This window comes from Lysobacter humi (ex Lee et al. 2017) (assembly GCF_054781815.1).
Genome location: NZ_BAAGTR010000012.1, coordinates 349,398 through 362,884, shown reverse-complemented (window position 1 = coordinate 362,884; position 13,487 = coordinate 349,398). Strand labels below are relative to the sequence as shown.

Below are 13,487 nucleotides of genomic sequence, written 5' to 3'. Positions count from 1 at the left end.
GGGTGGTCCGGGCGCCGCCCGCGGGGCATTCCGCCGCCTGCGGCGCCGGACCGGTGACCCCTTACTTCACGGTTAGCGTGCCGCGCATGATCGAGGAGTGCCCGGGGAACGTGCAGGCGTAGGTGTAGGACTCGCCGGCCTTCAGCTTGGCGACCGGGATCGTGACGGTGGTGGACTGCCCGCCGCCGATCACCTTGCTCGACGCGACGACCCGGGCGTCGCCCGCCTTCACGTAGTTCGCCGCGACACCGGCCTTCATGCCGTCGGTCGCGATCGCGGCGATGTCCGCGGTCTTGCCGAGCACGAAGTTGTGGCCCATGACCGTGGCCGGCAGCTTGCCGACATGGCGCAGGGTGACGGTGAACGTCTTGCAGCTCTTCGGCACCGTGATCGCCTTGGTGGTGAACTGCATGGCGTCGTTGGAGTCGAGGGTCGCCTTGCACTCGGCGGCGGTGGCGGTGTTCGTGAAGCCGGCAAGGGCGCCCAGGACGAGCAGGCCGGCGACGTGTTTGATGCGGATCATGTGTGCAGCTCCAGTTCGATGTATGTCGTGTCTCGGTGATATGTAGTTTCCGGGTCTACGCGCGGCACGCCTTGATCTGGATCAGTTCGCGAACGCCGGCAGGCATCCATTTGCATCGGTTCAGAAACGACGACGGCCACGCCCGGGGGCGTGGCCGTCGGCGAGAGCGCGGACCTCAGTGGCCCGAGTTCGGGTCGTGCCCCTGTTCGGTCTTGAAGACCGCGTCGTCCTTCGTGCCGTTCACGTGCAGGAAGCCCACCAGACCCTTCTCGAGCCGCGATAGCGCGTGGTCGACGAGGATGTACTTGCCCGGATAGTCGACCTTGAACTCGACCATCGTCGCGCCGCCGGGCGGCACCAGCGTGGTCTGCACGTCCCGCAGCGGCGGCGTCTCCAGCGAGGCGAGGTCGTAGACGCGGTCGAAGATCTCGCCGATCACGTGGAAGCTCGAGGTCAGGTTCGGGCCGCCGACGCCGAAGAAGATGCGCACCGTCTCGCCGACGTCGGCCTCCATCTTGTAGGTCTTGGTGAGCGCGTCCATCGAGCCGTTGAACGTGATGTGCTCGGGGTTCTCGTCCAGCAGCTTGTCGAGCGAGAACTCCTGCAGGCCGCTCGAGCCGTGCTTCTGCGCGGTGTAGAGCTCGCCCTGCATCACGTAGAACTCCTTGTCGACCTTGGGCAGGCCGCCCTCGGGTTCGACAAGGATCAGGCCGTACATGCCGTTGGAGATGTGGTGCGCGACCATCGGCGTGGCGCAGTGATAGACGTACAGGCCCGGGTTGAGCGCCTTGAAGGTGAAGCTCTTGGTCTGGCCGGGCGCCACCTGCGTGACCGCCGCGCCGCCACCGGGGCCGGTGACCGCGTGGAAGTCGATGGAGTGGATGTTCACGCTGTCCGGTGCGTTGGTCAGGTTGATCTTGACGGTGTCGCCCTCGCGGATGCGCATGAGCGGCCCGGGCACGCGGTCGTCGAAGGTCCAGTAGCGGTAGGTGCTGCCGTCGGAGAGCTTGCCCTCGATCTCGCGGGTGGTCATCGAGTACTCGAGGTTGCGCGCCGCGCGATCGCCAACCGGCGTGCCGACCTTGTTCGGGTCCATCGCGATCTCGCGCGCGGTGCTCGTCGCGGCGACGGCATTGCCGACGATCAGCTTGCCGACCATTCCGGCGGCCTTGTGGCCCGGGATCGTGCAGAAGTACTCGAACGTGCCGGACTTGGTCGGGCGGAAGACGATCGTGGTGGACGCGCCCTTGTCCGACAGCGGGTCGGACTTGGCGCCGAACTCCGGCACCGCGATGTCGTGGAGCGCACCGTCGCCGTTCACGAGGTTGATCTGCACGACCTTGCCTTCCGGCACGCGCAGGTCGGGATTGACCTGGCCCTTGATCGCGCCGGTCTCGCCGATGAAGACGAGCTTCCCGTCGGCGATCTCGGTGCGCAGGGTGAAGACGATGTCGGCCACGGGGGCGACGTTGCTGGACTTGTGCGCATCGTGCTGCGCGAGCACCGCGGTCGGCGCGAGGCCGCCGAGCGCGAGGCCGATGGCGAGAAGGAGGGTAGACTTTTTCACAGCAGGCTCCGATTTGAGTGTCGTTCGGTTCGGTGTCCAAGTTACGGAGCCGTCACGGCGTGCACCCTGATCTGGATCAAGTTGGACGACGACCGCGCGAATCCGTGACGCGGTCCGGGATTCGCGCATCGCGATCACGCCGTTGATCTGCATCAAGGCGTGGCAACGATCCCCGGCGGAGCCTATGCCGAACCCGAAGGACATCCGACATGCCTACGTTCCCCGTCCGCCTGCTCGCTGCCTGCCTCGCGGCGGCTCCCCTCGCCGCCGTGGCCGCCGACGCCGCGCCTGTTTCGTTCGAATGGAATGCGCGACTGCGCCATGAGCACGTCGACGATGCCGCGTTCGCACGCGATGCCGACGCCACCACGCTGCGCATTCGCGCCGGCCTGCGCTGGCGCATCGCGCCGGGCTGGGAAGCGCTCGTCGAAGGCGAGGGCGTCGCCGCTGCCGACGACGACTACAACTCCACGGCGAACCGCCGGACCGCGTATCCCGCGGTGGTCGATCCCGAAGGCGTCGAGCTCAACCAGGCCTGGCTGCGCTGGAAGAGCGATCGTGCAGACGCGACGGTTGGTCGGCAGCGCATCCTGTTCGACAACCAGCGCTGGGTCGGCAACGTCGGCTGGCGGCAGAACGAGCAGACGTTCGACGCGGTCGCGGTCGGCGTGCGACCCATGAAGGAAATCGCGGTCACCTATGCCTTCGTCGACCGCGTGCACCGCGTCAATGGCGACGACGCGGTCGACCCGCTGGCGCGCGAGCGCGACCTGGCCGGGCACCTGCTCAATGCCGCCTGGGCGCGTGGCGAGCATCGCGTGGCCGCCTATGCCTATGCCGTGGAGGACGAGGAGGTGCGCACCGCATCCACGCGCACGCTCGGCCTGCGCTACGTGCTCGCCACCAAGCCCGGCACGCGCCTGGTCGGGCTGACCGCCGAGGCCGCGCGGCAGGTCGACCACGCCGACAACCTGCTCGGCTTCTCGCATGCCTACTGGCTGGTCGAGCCCGCGCTCGCCCTCGCGCAGGTCACGCTGCGCGCAGGCTGGGAACACCTCGGCGGCGACGGCCGCCATGCGCTGCAGACGCCCTTCGCGACACTGCATGCGTTCAACGGCTGGGCGGACAAGTTCCTGGTGACGCCGGCCGCGGGCCTCGACGACCGCTACCTCGCCGCGAACGGCGCGCTGCTGCGCGGCCGCGGCGCAGGCGCGCTCGAATGGTCGGTCGCCTGGCACGACTACCGGGCCGACGCCGGCGGCGCGCGCTACGGCACCGAGGCGAACGCCGCGCTGTCGATGCCGGTGCGCGCGGGCTGGCGCGCCACGGCGAAGGTCGCGGACTACCGGGCCGACGCATTCGCGCGCGACACGCGCAAGTGGTGGCTGATGCTGGAGTGGGTGTCGCCGGCGAAGTGATTCAGGCCGGCAGCCCCGCGACCGCGTCGTCGGCGACGACGCGGTCGCGCCCGCCGGCCTTCGCGCGATACAGCGCCGCATCCGCACGGCCGATCGCCGCCTCGATGGCCTCGTCGCCGTGCAGCGTCGCCAGGCCGATGCTCACGGTGACCTGCAGCATCGCCTCGCCGACATCGATCTCGAGCGCGGCGATGCGCCGACGGATGCGCTCGGCCACGCGCGCCGCGTCGTCGCCCGCGGTATCCGGCAGCAGCACGAGGAACTCCTCGCCGCCGAAGCGCGCGCCGAGGTCGCAGGCCCGCAGCTCGGCGGCGATCGCCGATGCGGTGGTGCGCAGCACGACGTCGCCGGCCGGGTGCCCCCAGCGGTCGTTGACGGCCTTGAAGCGGTCGAGGTCCAGCATCAGCAGCGACAGCGGGCTGTCGTGGCGACGCGCGCGCTCGCGCTCGGTGCCGAGTCGCGCGAGCGTCATGCGCCGGTTGGCGAGGCCGGTCAGCGGATCGCGGCCCGCGTCCTCGCGCGCGCCGACGAGCGCGACGAGAAGCCGGCGCTGCGCATCCGACGTCCATGCGGCGACGCCGAGCAGCAGCACGAGCAACCAGGCGTCGCTCCACATGCCCGCGTCGATCTCCGGCAGGTGCACGCGATGCACCAGGCCGAGCGCCACCAGCGGCGCCAGCCCGAGCCGCAGCACTTCCGTCCAGCGCAGCGGGAACAGCGCGAGCTGCGCGGCGATGACGAACGGCGCGAGGCCGTAGCCGATCGCGAGCACACTGTCGGCATCGGGCAGGAACAACGCCTGCAGCAGGCCGTAGCCGAGCGCCTGCACCCACAGGAATGCCCGCAGCAGCAGGCCGGTCGGCAGTTGGCGCGAGCGCGCGATGAGCAGCAGCGCGGCCGCGATCGCCAGGCGCGTGCCCAGGACCGGAAGCATCCCGCCGCGCGGCAGCACGAGGATGTCGAGGACGGCCCAGGCGACGGTGAGTGCGGCGAGCACGGGCGCGAGTGCGAGCACGCGCGCGCGCACCACGTTCGGGATGTCGAGCCTGCCGCGCGCGGCAGCGTCGCCTGCGATGTCCATCGGTGCCCCGTTCGCGCGGAGGCGGTCAGCCTAGCAGCCGCGCGATGCGCTCGCCGAGATCGTCGAAGTAGAGCTGCAGATAGCTGATGCCGTTCTCCTCGTCGATGAGGTAGGGGTTCATCAGCGTGTGGCGGAGGATCATCAGGCGGTCATCGTCGCCGGCGCTGCCGAAGGTGGTGCCGTCCAAGCCGAGCCGCGCGAGGATCGGTGCCAGCGCGGCCTCGCCGAGCACGTCCGGGCGCAGCGTTGTGGCCGAGCCGAAGAACCGTCGCGTCTGCAGCGGCTGGCGCGGATCGCAGCGCAGCTCGTCGTGGAGGCGGCGCACGAAGGCGTTCGCGACGGCGACGTCGGTATTGCCCGCGGGATTGAGCGCGAGGCAGACCAGGTTGCTGTCCGGCGCGAACGGCACGGTCACCGCGACGCGCCCGGCCCACCTCGCGGCGAAATGCATGGCGCACGCCTCGAACGCTTCCGCCGCACGGATCGTCTGCCGGGGCAACGCCCCGAAGTGCGCATGGTCGAGCGGCAGCACGCGATGGGTGACATACACCGCCGCGGCCGCGGCGCACGACTTCGAGCCCTCAGGGATCACCTGCCCGAGGCGGCGAGGCAGTGCGAAGTAGTCGGCCGGCGCGTCACCGTGGAAAACGTAGTCGGCCTGCTCGGCCAGCAGCGCGACGGCGCGGTGGTCGCGGCAGACGAAGGCCCCCGCGCCGTAGGGCAGGTAGCCGAGCTTGTGCGGGTCGACGGTGATCGAGTCGGCGTCGGCGAGCGCGGCGAAGGCGGCGTGCACGTGCGGCTGCGGGAAGCGCGCGTACTCGGTGGCGACCTCCTCGCGCGGGCGCAGGCGGCCGTCGGGCTCGCGGAACAGCGTGGCGAGATAGCCCCCCCAGGCGGCGTCGACGTGCACGCTGAAACCGAAGCCTGCCGCCGTGTACGTGTCGCGCAGCGCGACGATGCGGTCGATCGGGTCGACGGTGCCGTATTCCGTGGTGCCGAGCACCCCGACGCAGGCCAGCACGGGAAGGTGGGCGCGTGCGCAGTCGTCGAGCATCGCCTCGAGCGCGCCGGCGTCCAGCCGCATGCCCGCCTCGGACACGGCGAGCAGCTGCGCGCGCCCGAGGCCGAGCAGCTTCATCCCCTTGCTCCACGAGTAGTGCGCGGTGATCGGCGCGAGTACGACCGGCACGTCCAGCTGCGGGTGCCGCGCGATGAATTCGACGAGCCCGAGGTGTTCGCAGCGCTCGCCCTCGACGCGGCCTCGCCAGCGTGACTGGTCCGCGGCCGGGAGCGTCGCGAGCCACGCACGCCAGCGCGTCAGCAGCGCGACCGACGCCTGCGGCGCGCAGTTGAACGCGGCCCAGTCGTCATCGGGCAGGTCGATGTCCGGCACGCCGGCGGCGCGCAGCGCGACCGGAAAGGCCTTGAGCGCGAGCGCCAGGCGCAGCGCCTGGTAGTTCGCGACCGTGCCGCCCGAAGTGAGGTGGCCGAAGGCGCAGTCCTCGCGCGCGGGATCGTCCGGATAGCCGAACATGCGCGCGAGCTGCAGGCCCACGCGTACTTCGAGGTCGACGGTGACCGGCGCGGCGTCCTCGCTGACGTTGTTGGGGTTGTAGGGCAGCGTGAGCATCTGCGCCGCGAGGCCCGGCAGCAGCAGGTCGGAGGCCATGTGCCCGATGTAGCGCGGGCTGTGGAAGGGCACCGACTGCTTGAGCGCCGCCGACAGCGCGTGCAGCTCGCGGCGCATCCGCGCCTCGAAGGCCTGGTACGCCCGATGCTGCGCGGCGCGGGTCGGGATCGCGGGCGGATCCTCGGGATGGAAGTTGCGGCGCCAGTAGACGTGGTCGCGCAGGAACTCGACGACGAGCTTCTCCAGCAGCGTGTCGTTCTCGCCATAGGGGCCGAGGAAGCAGGCGTCGAGCGTGCGGCGCTCGTGCTCGGCGCGCGTGGCGTCGAGACCGGGCAGGTCATCGATGAGTGCGCTCACGGCTCAGTCCGCCAGCACGAGGAAGGCACCGAGCGGATGGTGCGCCCGCGCGATGGAAATCATGAAGGCGAAAGTAGCCAGCGCCGCGACGTAGTACGCCGCGCGCGGCCCGCCCCGGCGGGCGCGCTTGAGTGCCATCGTACCGAGGCCGATGTAGGCGACCAACAGAAGCACCTTCGCCAGCAGCCAGCCATTGCTGAACATCGCCTTGGGCAGCAGGGTGAACAGCATCAGCGCCGCCGTCAGCAGCGTGGTGTCGACCGTCCAGGTGGCGATCCGCACCGGTAGCGCGGCGGGCCAGCGGTGGCCGGCGAGCACGCCCCCACCGCGCACCGCGAACAGCGCGCCGCTCGCGAGCACGGCGAGCACGTGGACGGCCTTGATCTGCGGATAGAACTCGATCATCGGGAACTCCTGGGGCGCTGCGTCAGCCGGCCTTGCCGTCGACGCGGGGCGCGAGATAGATGCGACCGATGCGCGCGATCCACGGCGCCAGCGCGACGAGCCACAGCGCCGCCGCGGCGACGTGGCCGAGCATCGGGTCGGCGAGCACTTCGGCGGCGATCCGAACGAATGCGGTCAGGTTGATCGCGACGAAGGCATAGCTCGCCACCTTCGGCATCACGAGCGCGCGACCGGAATGGCCCTGCGTCACGCGGGTGACCATCGCCACCAACAGGCTGCCGAAGAAGCCGACGGTCATCGCATGCGCCGGCGCGCGGCCGAGCACGAAGGCGCCGTCAAGGGCGTAGATGAGACTCTGACCCGCATACAGGGCGAAGGTGACCGGCAGCCACGCGAAGCCCGCGAACAGGGCGGTCAGCAGGAACGGCGCACGGCCGCGTGGCCACCAGCGCGCGAGCATGACCGCGGTGAGCGCGAGCAGTGGCATGTCGACAACCCACAGCCATGCGTACGCATGCATCAGCTCCAAGCCGAGGTGCGCGAGCATCAGCGGCCAGGCGACGCCGAGCAGCCACAGCGGGCGCCAGGCGCGGTAGCCCGCCACGGCATTGCCGGCGAAGAACGGGAACATCCGGTGCGCGACGGTGAGGTAGATCGGCAACAGCAGGCCGAAGCCGCCGAGCTTGATGCTCGCGAAGGCCCACGTGGGCGAGGCGAGACCGAGAACGAACGCCAGCCAGCCGAGCAGGCCGAGGTAGCCGAGCATAAGCGCCGCGAAGCACGAGCGCGCATGCCACGTGGCGCCTTCCTCGCGCCACAGCAGCGGCGCGAGCGTGCAGAGGCCGGCCGTCCAGCCGGCGACCGTCATCCACAGCCCGACGGTGAGGCCGACGTCGCAGCCGAGCGCGCCGGCGAGCGTCGCGAGCTGCCCGCCGAACAGGCCGAGGCCGACCGGTGCATAGCGCCACCGGTCGATCTCGGGCAGCCCCATCCAGCGCGGGAACGTGGTGAGCAGGAAGCCAAAGATGAAGCTCGGCAGCATCTGGTACTGCATCACGAACGCATGCAGCCAACCGGCGGGCGCGGATGGCTGCGGCACCGGCAGCCCGAAGCGCGCGCCGCCGAGCCAGGCCGTCCACGACGCCATCGCCAGCAGCACGTTGGTCGCGCCGACGAAGAACAGCAGGCGGTGCGGCGCGACCAGCAGACGTGCAGGCGAAGCGCGTTCCAGGGGCTGGGCGGGGAGGGCGGGACCGTGCATGGCGGCAGTCTGCGCGGGAGGCGCCGTCGGCGCCTTGATCTGGATCAGACCGCGCCGCCCGCTCAGCCGCCGCAGCCGCCGCAGCATTCGGACGGCACGCGCCGTACGTCGCCCGGCGTGATCGCCAAGCCGGCGCGACCCAGCGCCTCGGCGACCTGCAGCGGCTCGAGCAGGGTGGACAGGCGCAGGCTGGAGTCGAGCGCATCGAAGTCGACGACCGCGGCCGGGTCGAGGTCGATGAGCGCGGCTTCGACGCGGCGCAGGTCGGGGGCGTTGGGCAGGTGGGGCACTGTGAATCGCATGGCGGTGTCTCCGGTCGTCGCACGCGGCGATCCGCGGCGTTACGAGAGCTTCGTCGCCTGCGTCGCGTCCGGCCCTGACCTGCGTCAATCCGCGCAAAGAAAACGGGGCGGCCGAAGCCGCCCCGTCGGGATACGCGCTGCGTGGTTCAGGCCTCGCGGCGCGCGGGCGCCATCGCCGGCACCACCTCGCGACGCGGGGCGACCCACAGCCGGAGGACGAACCAGGCGAGTGCGAGGGCGCCGATGCTGAAGATCGTGTCGCCCGGCACGCGCATCCACACCAGCAGGTCGATGATCGGGCGGTTCATGAACTCCGCCGAGCGCGAGTACCAGTAGCCGTGCTCGATGCTCGCGAACAGCTGCAGCAGGCCCATCGGCAGAAGCGTGAGCAGCGACATCAGCGCGAGCCCGCCATTGAGGGACCAGAACGCGATCTTCAGCGGCCGGCTGTCCCACGTCATCTGCCCGCGCAGGCCGCGGATGCAGAAGAGCAGCAGGCCGAGGCCGAGCATGCCGTAGACCCCGAACAGCGCGGTGTGCCCGTGCAGCGCCGTCAGGTTCAAGCCCTGCATGTAGTACAGCGACAGCGGCGGATTGATGAGGAAGCCGAACAGGCCCGCGCCCACCAGGTTCCAGAAGCTCACCGCGACGAAGAACAGGATCGGCCACTTGTAGCGCGCCATCCACGGCGTGGCCTTGCCCATCGAGTAGGTGTGCCAGGCCTCGAAGCCGATGAAGGCGAGCGGAACCACCTCGAGCGCGGAGAAGCTCGCGCCGAGCGCCACCACCGCCGTCGGCGTGCCGATGAAGTATAGGTGGTGCAGGGTGCCGAGCACGCCACCGGACAGGAAGATCACCGTGGCGAACAGCACCGCGGTGGCCGCAGGCTTGGCACGCAGCAGGCCGAGCTTGACGAAGATCAGGCTCATCACCGCCGCCGCGAAGACCTCGAAGAACCCTTCCACCCACAGGTGCACCAGCCACCAGCGCCAGTACTCGACCTCGCTGATGTGCGTGTGCTCGCCCCACATCAGCGCCGAGGCGAAGAACAGGCCGATGCAGACGGTGGACAGGAACAGCAGGCCCACGATCGGACGGGTCTCGTCCTTCGTGGAGCGCAGCACCGGCCACAGCGCGCGGCCGACCAGCGTGAGCCACAGCAGCAGGCCGATGAACAGGTAGACCTGCCAGAACCGGCCCATGTCGGCGTATTCCCAGCCCTGGTGGCCGAACCAGAAGTTGTTCTCCAGCCCGAGCTTCTGCATCACCGCGAGCCACTGGCCGGCGAACGAGCCGATCACGATGACCAGCAGCGAGACGAACAGGAAGTTCACCCCGAGCCGCTGGAACTTCGGCTCATGCCCGGACAGCGCCGGCGCGATGTACAGGCCCGTGCCCAGCCACGCGACCGCGATCCACAGCACCGCGAGCTGCGTATGCCAGGTGCGCGCGAGCGAGTAGGGCAGGATGTTCGCGAGCGTGAAGCCGTAGGCCTCCTGGCCCTCGACCTGGTAGTGCGCGGTGGTTGCGCCGAGCAGGATCTGCACCAGGAACAGCGCGAGCACGACCCAGAAGTACTTCGCCGTGGCGCGCATTGACGGGGTGATGCGCAGCATGGCGAGCGGGTCTGACGCCGGGAACGTCGTCGGATGCTCTTCCTTGCTGCGCGCATACCACCAGCCGAGCAGGCCGATGCCGGCGATGAGGAACAGCACCGAGAACACCGACCAGCCCCACAGCGCGGGCGCCGGCACGTTGCCGACCAGCGGCTCGTGCGGCCAGTTGTTGGTGTAGGTGACCACCTGGTCGACCGGGCCCCCGGCGACCGCCGGTGCATCGGGCGCCACCGCGCGTTCCGTCGTCGCCGCCCAGGCCGACCACCAGAAGAACGCGGCCAGCGCGCGCCGGTGCGCGGCATCCGGCACGGTGTCGTCCTTCATCGCGTACGCCTCGCGCAGCGGATGCGTTTCCGGCGACGCGCCGAACAGGCTCTGGTAGTGCGCGGCCACCTGCTTCACCGCGGCGATGCGGTCGGCACCGAGGGTGATCGTGCCGCTGTCGGCATCGAAGGTGTTCCTGCGCATCATCGGCTGCAGGCGCGCACGCAGCGCGGCCTGCCGCTCGGCGTCGAGCGCCGCGTAGTCGGTGGCACCTTCGGCACGCGCCCAGCTATCGAGCACGGCGACGGCCTCGCGGTGCAGCCAGTCGGCCGACCAGTCGGGCGCGACGTAGGCGCCGTGGCCCCAGATCGAGCCGAGTTGCATGCCGCCCATCGACTGCCACACCTGGCGGCCCTTCTGGATGTCGGCCTTCGTGTAGACCACCTCGCCCGACTCGGCCACCACGCGCTCCGGTATCGGCGGGGCGGCGCGGAAGATCTCCCCGCCGGCCCACAACAGCACCGAGAACGACGCGATGAGCAAGGCGGCGAGCCCCCACCACAGCTTGCGTGTACTGCTCATGTCGCTTCTCCTCAACGTTGGGCGACATGCTCCGCTCGCGGGCAAGAGCGCACCTTGACCCAGATCAATCCACGCTGGAGTTCAGCCGTGGACGTGACGGGATCGACAGCGCGCGCGTATGTGGGTCGACAGACGCCAAACGCGGCGCATCGGAGGCCCGGCTGCGATGCCGCTCGCCGCCGAGGCGGGGTGGGCACGGCCGGCACGCGTCCGACGCGTGGCGCCGAGGCCGCGCGACGGGCAGAGCCGGCGTGGAGCGCCCGGAAGCGGGAGCGCGGGGCCGCGGTGCCTAATCGCGCAGAACGGGCGCGGCGAGCGCCTCGATCTCGTCCGGCTGCAGCAGTTGCAGGTCGCGACGGTCAACGGCAATCAGGCCGTCGGTCTGGAAGCGCTTGAGCACGCGGCTCACCGTCTCCGGCGCGAGCCGCAGGTAGTTCGCGATGTCGGTGCGTGCCATCGTCAGCTGGAAGCGGTTCGGCGAGAAACCGCGCGCGGCGAGCCGGCGCGACAGGCCGACGAGGAAGGCGGCCATGCGCTGGTCGGCGGTGAAGTCGCCAGCGAGGAGTGCGGCACGGCCGATGTCGCGGCTCATCAGCCGGAATAGCTGGCGCTGCAGGCCGGGCACGCGCGTGGCGAGCAGCTCGATCTGCGGGAACGAGAAGCGGCAGAGCATCACCGTGTCGATCGCCACTGCATTGCACGGATAACGGTCGGTGTCGATCGCATTGAGCCCGATCACCTCGCCCGGCAGGTGGAAGCCGAGCACGTGCTCGCGGCCGTCCCGGTCGATCACGTACGTCTTCACGGTGCCCGCGCGCACCGCGGCGATCGCCTCGAAGCGGTCGCCCTCGCGGAAGACATGCTCGCCGGCATGCACGGGCCCGACGTGCTCGACCAGCACGTGCAGGTCCATCAGCGCGGATTTGTCCATGCCCTGCGACAGGCAGGCCTGCGAGAACGCGCAGGTCGAGCAGAAATGCAGGGCGTCGCCGTCGTCGGCGAGCGTGCGCGGATCCTGCCGCGGGAACGCGGTCGGGCTCAGCGTCGCCTCCAGGGCCGCGTCAGATCGCACGCGAGAAGCGCGGGCGGGCCACGTCGGCGGGGCGGTCGAGGTAGGCGTCGAAGCACATGGCGATGTTACGCAGCAGCAGGCGGCCCTGCGAGGTCGCGCAGATGCGCCCGGTCTCGCGACGCACCAGGCCGTCGACCTCCAGTGGCTCGAGCTTGGCCAGCGCGGGCGCGAAGTAATCGGCGAAGTCGATCGCATAGCGGCGCTCGAGCGCCGCGACGGGGATCTCGCCCTGGCACATCAGCGCCTGGATGAGGTCGGCGCGCAGCTGGTCGTCCTCGGACAGGTGCAGCCCGCGGAACACCGGCAGCCGGCCCTCGTCGAGCGCGTGCTCCCATGCAGGCAGGTCGCGCGGGTTCTGGCTGAACGTGTCGCCGATGTGGCTGATCGCGCTCACCCCGAACCCGATGAGGTCGCTGTCGGCATGCGTGGTGTAGCCCATAAAGTTGCGGTGCAGGCCGCCGCGCGCCTGGGCGGTGGCGAGCTCGTCGTCGGGCAGGGCGAAGTGGTCCATGCCGACGTAGACGTAGCCCGCCTGGGTCAGGCGCGTGATCGCCATGCCGAGCAGCCCGAGCTTGACCTCCGGCGTGGGCAGGTCGGCCTCCTGGATCTGCCGCTGCGGCTTGAACAGCGTCGGCATGTGCGCGTAGCTGTAGACCGCGAGGCGGTCCGGGCGCATGGCGAGCACCTGCTCGAGCGTGCGCGAAAAGCCTTCGAGCGTCTGCTTGGGCAGGCCGTAGATCAGGTCAAGGTTGACCGAGCCGAACCCGGCGGCGCGGCAGGCGTCCACCACCGCGCGCGTGTCCTCGACGCTCTGGATGCGGTTGACGGCGCGCTGCACCTCGGGGTCGAAATCCTGGACCCCCAGGCTCGCGCGGTTGAAGCCGATTCGGCCGAGCTCGGCGACGTCGGCTGGGCTCACGAAGCGCGGATCGAGCTCGATCGAAATGTCGCGCGCGCGGTCGTCGGAAAAGTGGAAATGGCTACGCAGCGTCTGCACGCACTCAGCGAGCTGCGCGGGCGATAGGAAGTTCGGGGTGCCGCCGCCGAAATGCAGTTGGATCACCTCGCGGTCGCGGTCGAACAACTGGGAGACGAGCGCGATCTCGCGGTAGAGGCGCGCGAGGTAGACCTCGCCGCGCGACGCGTCGCGGGTGATCACCCGGTTGCAGCCGCAGTAGAAGCACGGGCTCGCGCAAAAGGGCACGTGCACGTAAAGCGACAGGCGCCGCGGGATCGGGTCGCCATTGCTGGCGGCGATCGCCGCGCGCAGTGCCGCCTCGCCGAAGGCCTCGCGGAACTGGGGCGCGGTGGGATACGAGGTGTAGCGCGGCCCGGGGCGGTTGTAGCGCTCGAGCAGCGACCGGTCGACGAGGGCGGTAGAGTGCGGCATGGATGCCACGATAGGGGCA

General features: G+C 70.3%; 11 protein-coding genes. 1 reads left to right on the top strand and 10 read right to left on the bottom strand.

Annotated features, from left to right (window positions below):
- Positions 1-61: 61 nt before the first annotated feature.
- Both azu and nirK read right to left on the bottom strand, forming a co-directional pair.
- A complete protein-coding gene (gene azu / locus ACYVJJ_RS12720) occupies positions 62-523 on the bottom strand; it encodes an azurin (protein WP_460834083.1) in 462 nt (153 codons plus the stop codon).
- A gap of 175 nt (positions 524-698) precedes the next feature.
- Entirely contained in the window at positions 699-2,090 is a 1,392-nt protein-coding gene (nirK, locus tag ACYVJJ_RS12715; RefSeq protein ID WP_460834081.1) for a copper-containing nitrite reductase, read from the bottom strand.
- Positions 2,091-2,299: 209 nt separating this feature from the next.
- Between nirK and ACYVJJ_RS12710 the strand changes: the two genes are divergently transcribed.
- The gene (locus ACYVJJ_RS12710; RefSeq protein WP_460834080.1) at positions 2,300-3,508 is read left to right on the top strand and encodes an alginate export family protein; all 1,209 of its coding nucleotides are present in this window, start codon (positions 2,300-2,302) and stop codon (positions 3,506-3,508) included.
- A 1-nt stretch (position 3,509) separates the two neighbouring features.
- Here the strand turns inward: ACYVJJ_RS12710 and ACYVJJ_RS12705 are convergent, their stop codons facing one another.
- The 8 genes from ACYVJJ_RS12705 to hemN form a co-directional block, all read right to left on the bottom strand.
- Positions 3,510-4,589, bottom strand: coding sequence for a GGDEF domain-containing protein (locus ACYVJJ_RS12705; protein WP_460834078.1), 1,080 nt, complete (start codon positions 4,587-4,589; stop codon positions 3,510-3,512).
- Between the two features lie 25 nt (positions 4,590-4,614).
- Positions 4,615-6,576: a pyridoxal phosphate-dependent decarboxylase family protein gene (locus ACYVJJ_RS12700; protein ID WP_460834076.1), complete on the bottom strand. Its 1,962-nt coding sequence runs from the start codon at positions 6,574-6,576 to the stop codon at positions 4,615-4,617.
- A gap of 3 nt (positions 6,577-6,579) precedes the next feature.
- Positions 6,580-6,981: a SirB2 family protein gene (locus ACYVJJ_RS12695; RefSeq protein WP_460834074.1), complete on the bottom strand. Its 402-nt coding sequence runs from the start codon at positions 6,979-6,981 to the stop codon at positions 6,580-6,582.
- 22 nt (positions 6,982-7,003) lie between these two features.
- Positions 7,004-8,242 carry an NnrS family protein gene (locus ACYVJJ_RS12690; RefSeq protein WP_460834072.1) on the bottom strand — a complete coding sequence of 413 codons (1,239 nt, stop codon included), beginning with the start codon at positions 8,240-8,242 and terminating at the stop codon, positions 7,004-7,006.
- 62 nt (positions 8,243-8,304) lie between these two features.
- Positions 8,305-8,544: a hypothetical protein gene (locus ACYVJJ_RS12685; protein WP_460834071.1), complete on the bottom strand. Its 240-nt coding sequence runs from the start codon at positions 8,542-8,544 to the stop codon at positions 8,305-8,307.
- A gap of 146 nt (positions 8,545-8,690) precedes the next feature.
- Positions 8,691-11,006, bottom strand: coding sequence for a nitric-oxide reductase large subunit (locus ACYVJJ_RS12680; protein WP_460834069.1), 2,316 nt, complete (start codon positions 11,004-11,006; stop codon positions 8,691-8,693).
- 289 nt (positions 11,007-11,295) lie between these two features.
- The gene (locus ACYVJJ_RS12675; RefSeq protein WP_460834687.1) at positions 11,296-12,048 is read right to left on the bottom strand and encodes a helix-turn-helix domain-containing protein; all 753 of its coding nucleotides are present in this window, start codon (positions 12,046-12,048) and stop codon (positions 11,296-11,298) included.
- 19 nt (positions 12,049-12,067) lie between these two features.
- On the bottom strand, positions 12,068-13,468 hold the full coding sequence (hemN, locus tag ACYVJJ_RS12670) for an oxygen-independent coproporphyrinogen III oxidase (protein ID WP_460834068.1): 1,401 nt from the start codon (positions 13,466-13,468) through the stop codon (positions 12,068-12,070).
- Positions 13,469-13,487 lie beyond the last annotated feature (19 nt).

What these genes read in the sequence shown, in the direction of transcription:
- hemN (WP_460834068.1), bottom strand. Translation starts at nt 13,468, where the DNA reads ATGCCGCACTCTACCGCCCTCGTCGACCGGTCGCTGCTCGAGCGCTAC.
- ACYVJJ_RS12710 (WP_460834080.1), top strand. Translation starts at nt 2,300, where the DNA reads ATGCCTACGTTCCCCGTCCGCCTGCTCGCTGCCTGCCTCGCGGCGGCT.
- ACYVJJ_RS12690 (WP_460834072.1), bottom strand. Translation starts at nt 8,242, where the DNA reads ATGCACGGTCCCGCCCTCCCCGCCCAGCCCCTGGAACGCGCTTCGCCT.
- ACYVJJ_RS12685 (WP_460834071.1), bottom strand. Translation starts at nt 8,544, where the DNA reads ATGCGATTCACAGTGCCCCACCTGCCCAACGCCCCCGACCTGCGCCGC.
- ACYVJJ_RS12695 (WP_460834074.1), bottom strand. Translation starts at nt 6,981, where the DNA reads ATGATCGAGTTCTATCCGCAGATCAAGGCCGTCCACGTGCTCGCCGTG.
- ACYVJJ_RS12705 (WP_460834078.1), bottom strand. Translation starts at nt 4,589, where the DNA reads ATGGACATCGCAGGCGACGCTGCCGCGCGCGGCAGGCTCGACATCCCG.
- azu (WP_460834083.1), bottom strand. Translation starts at nt 523, where the DNA reads ATGATCCGCATCAAACACGTCGCCGGCCTGCTCGTCCTGGGCGCCCTT.
- ACYVJJ_RS12680 (WP_460834069.1), bottom strand. Translation starts at nt 11,006, where the DNA reads ATGAGCAGTACACGCAAGCTGTGGTGGGGGCTCGCCGCCTTGCTCATC.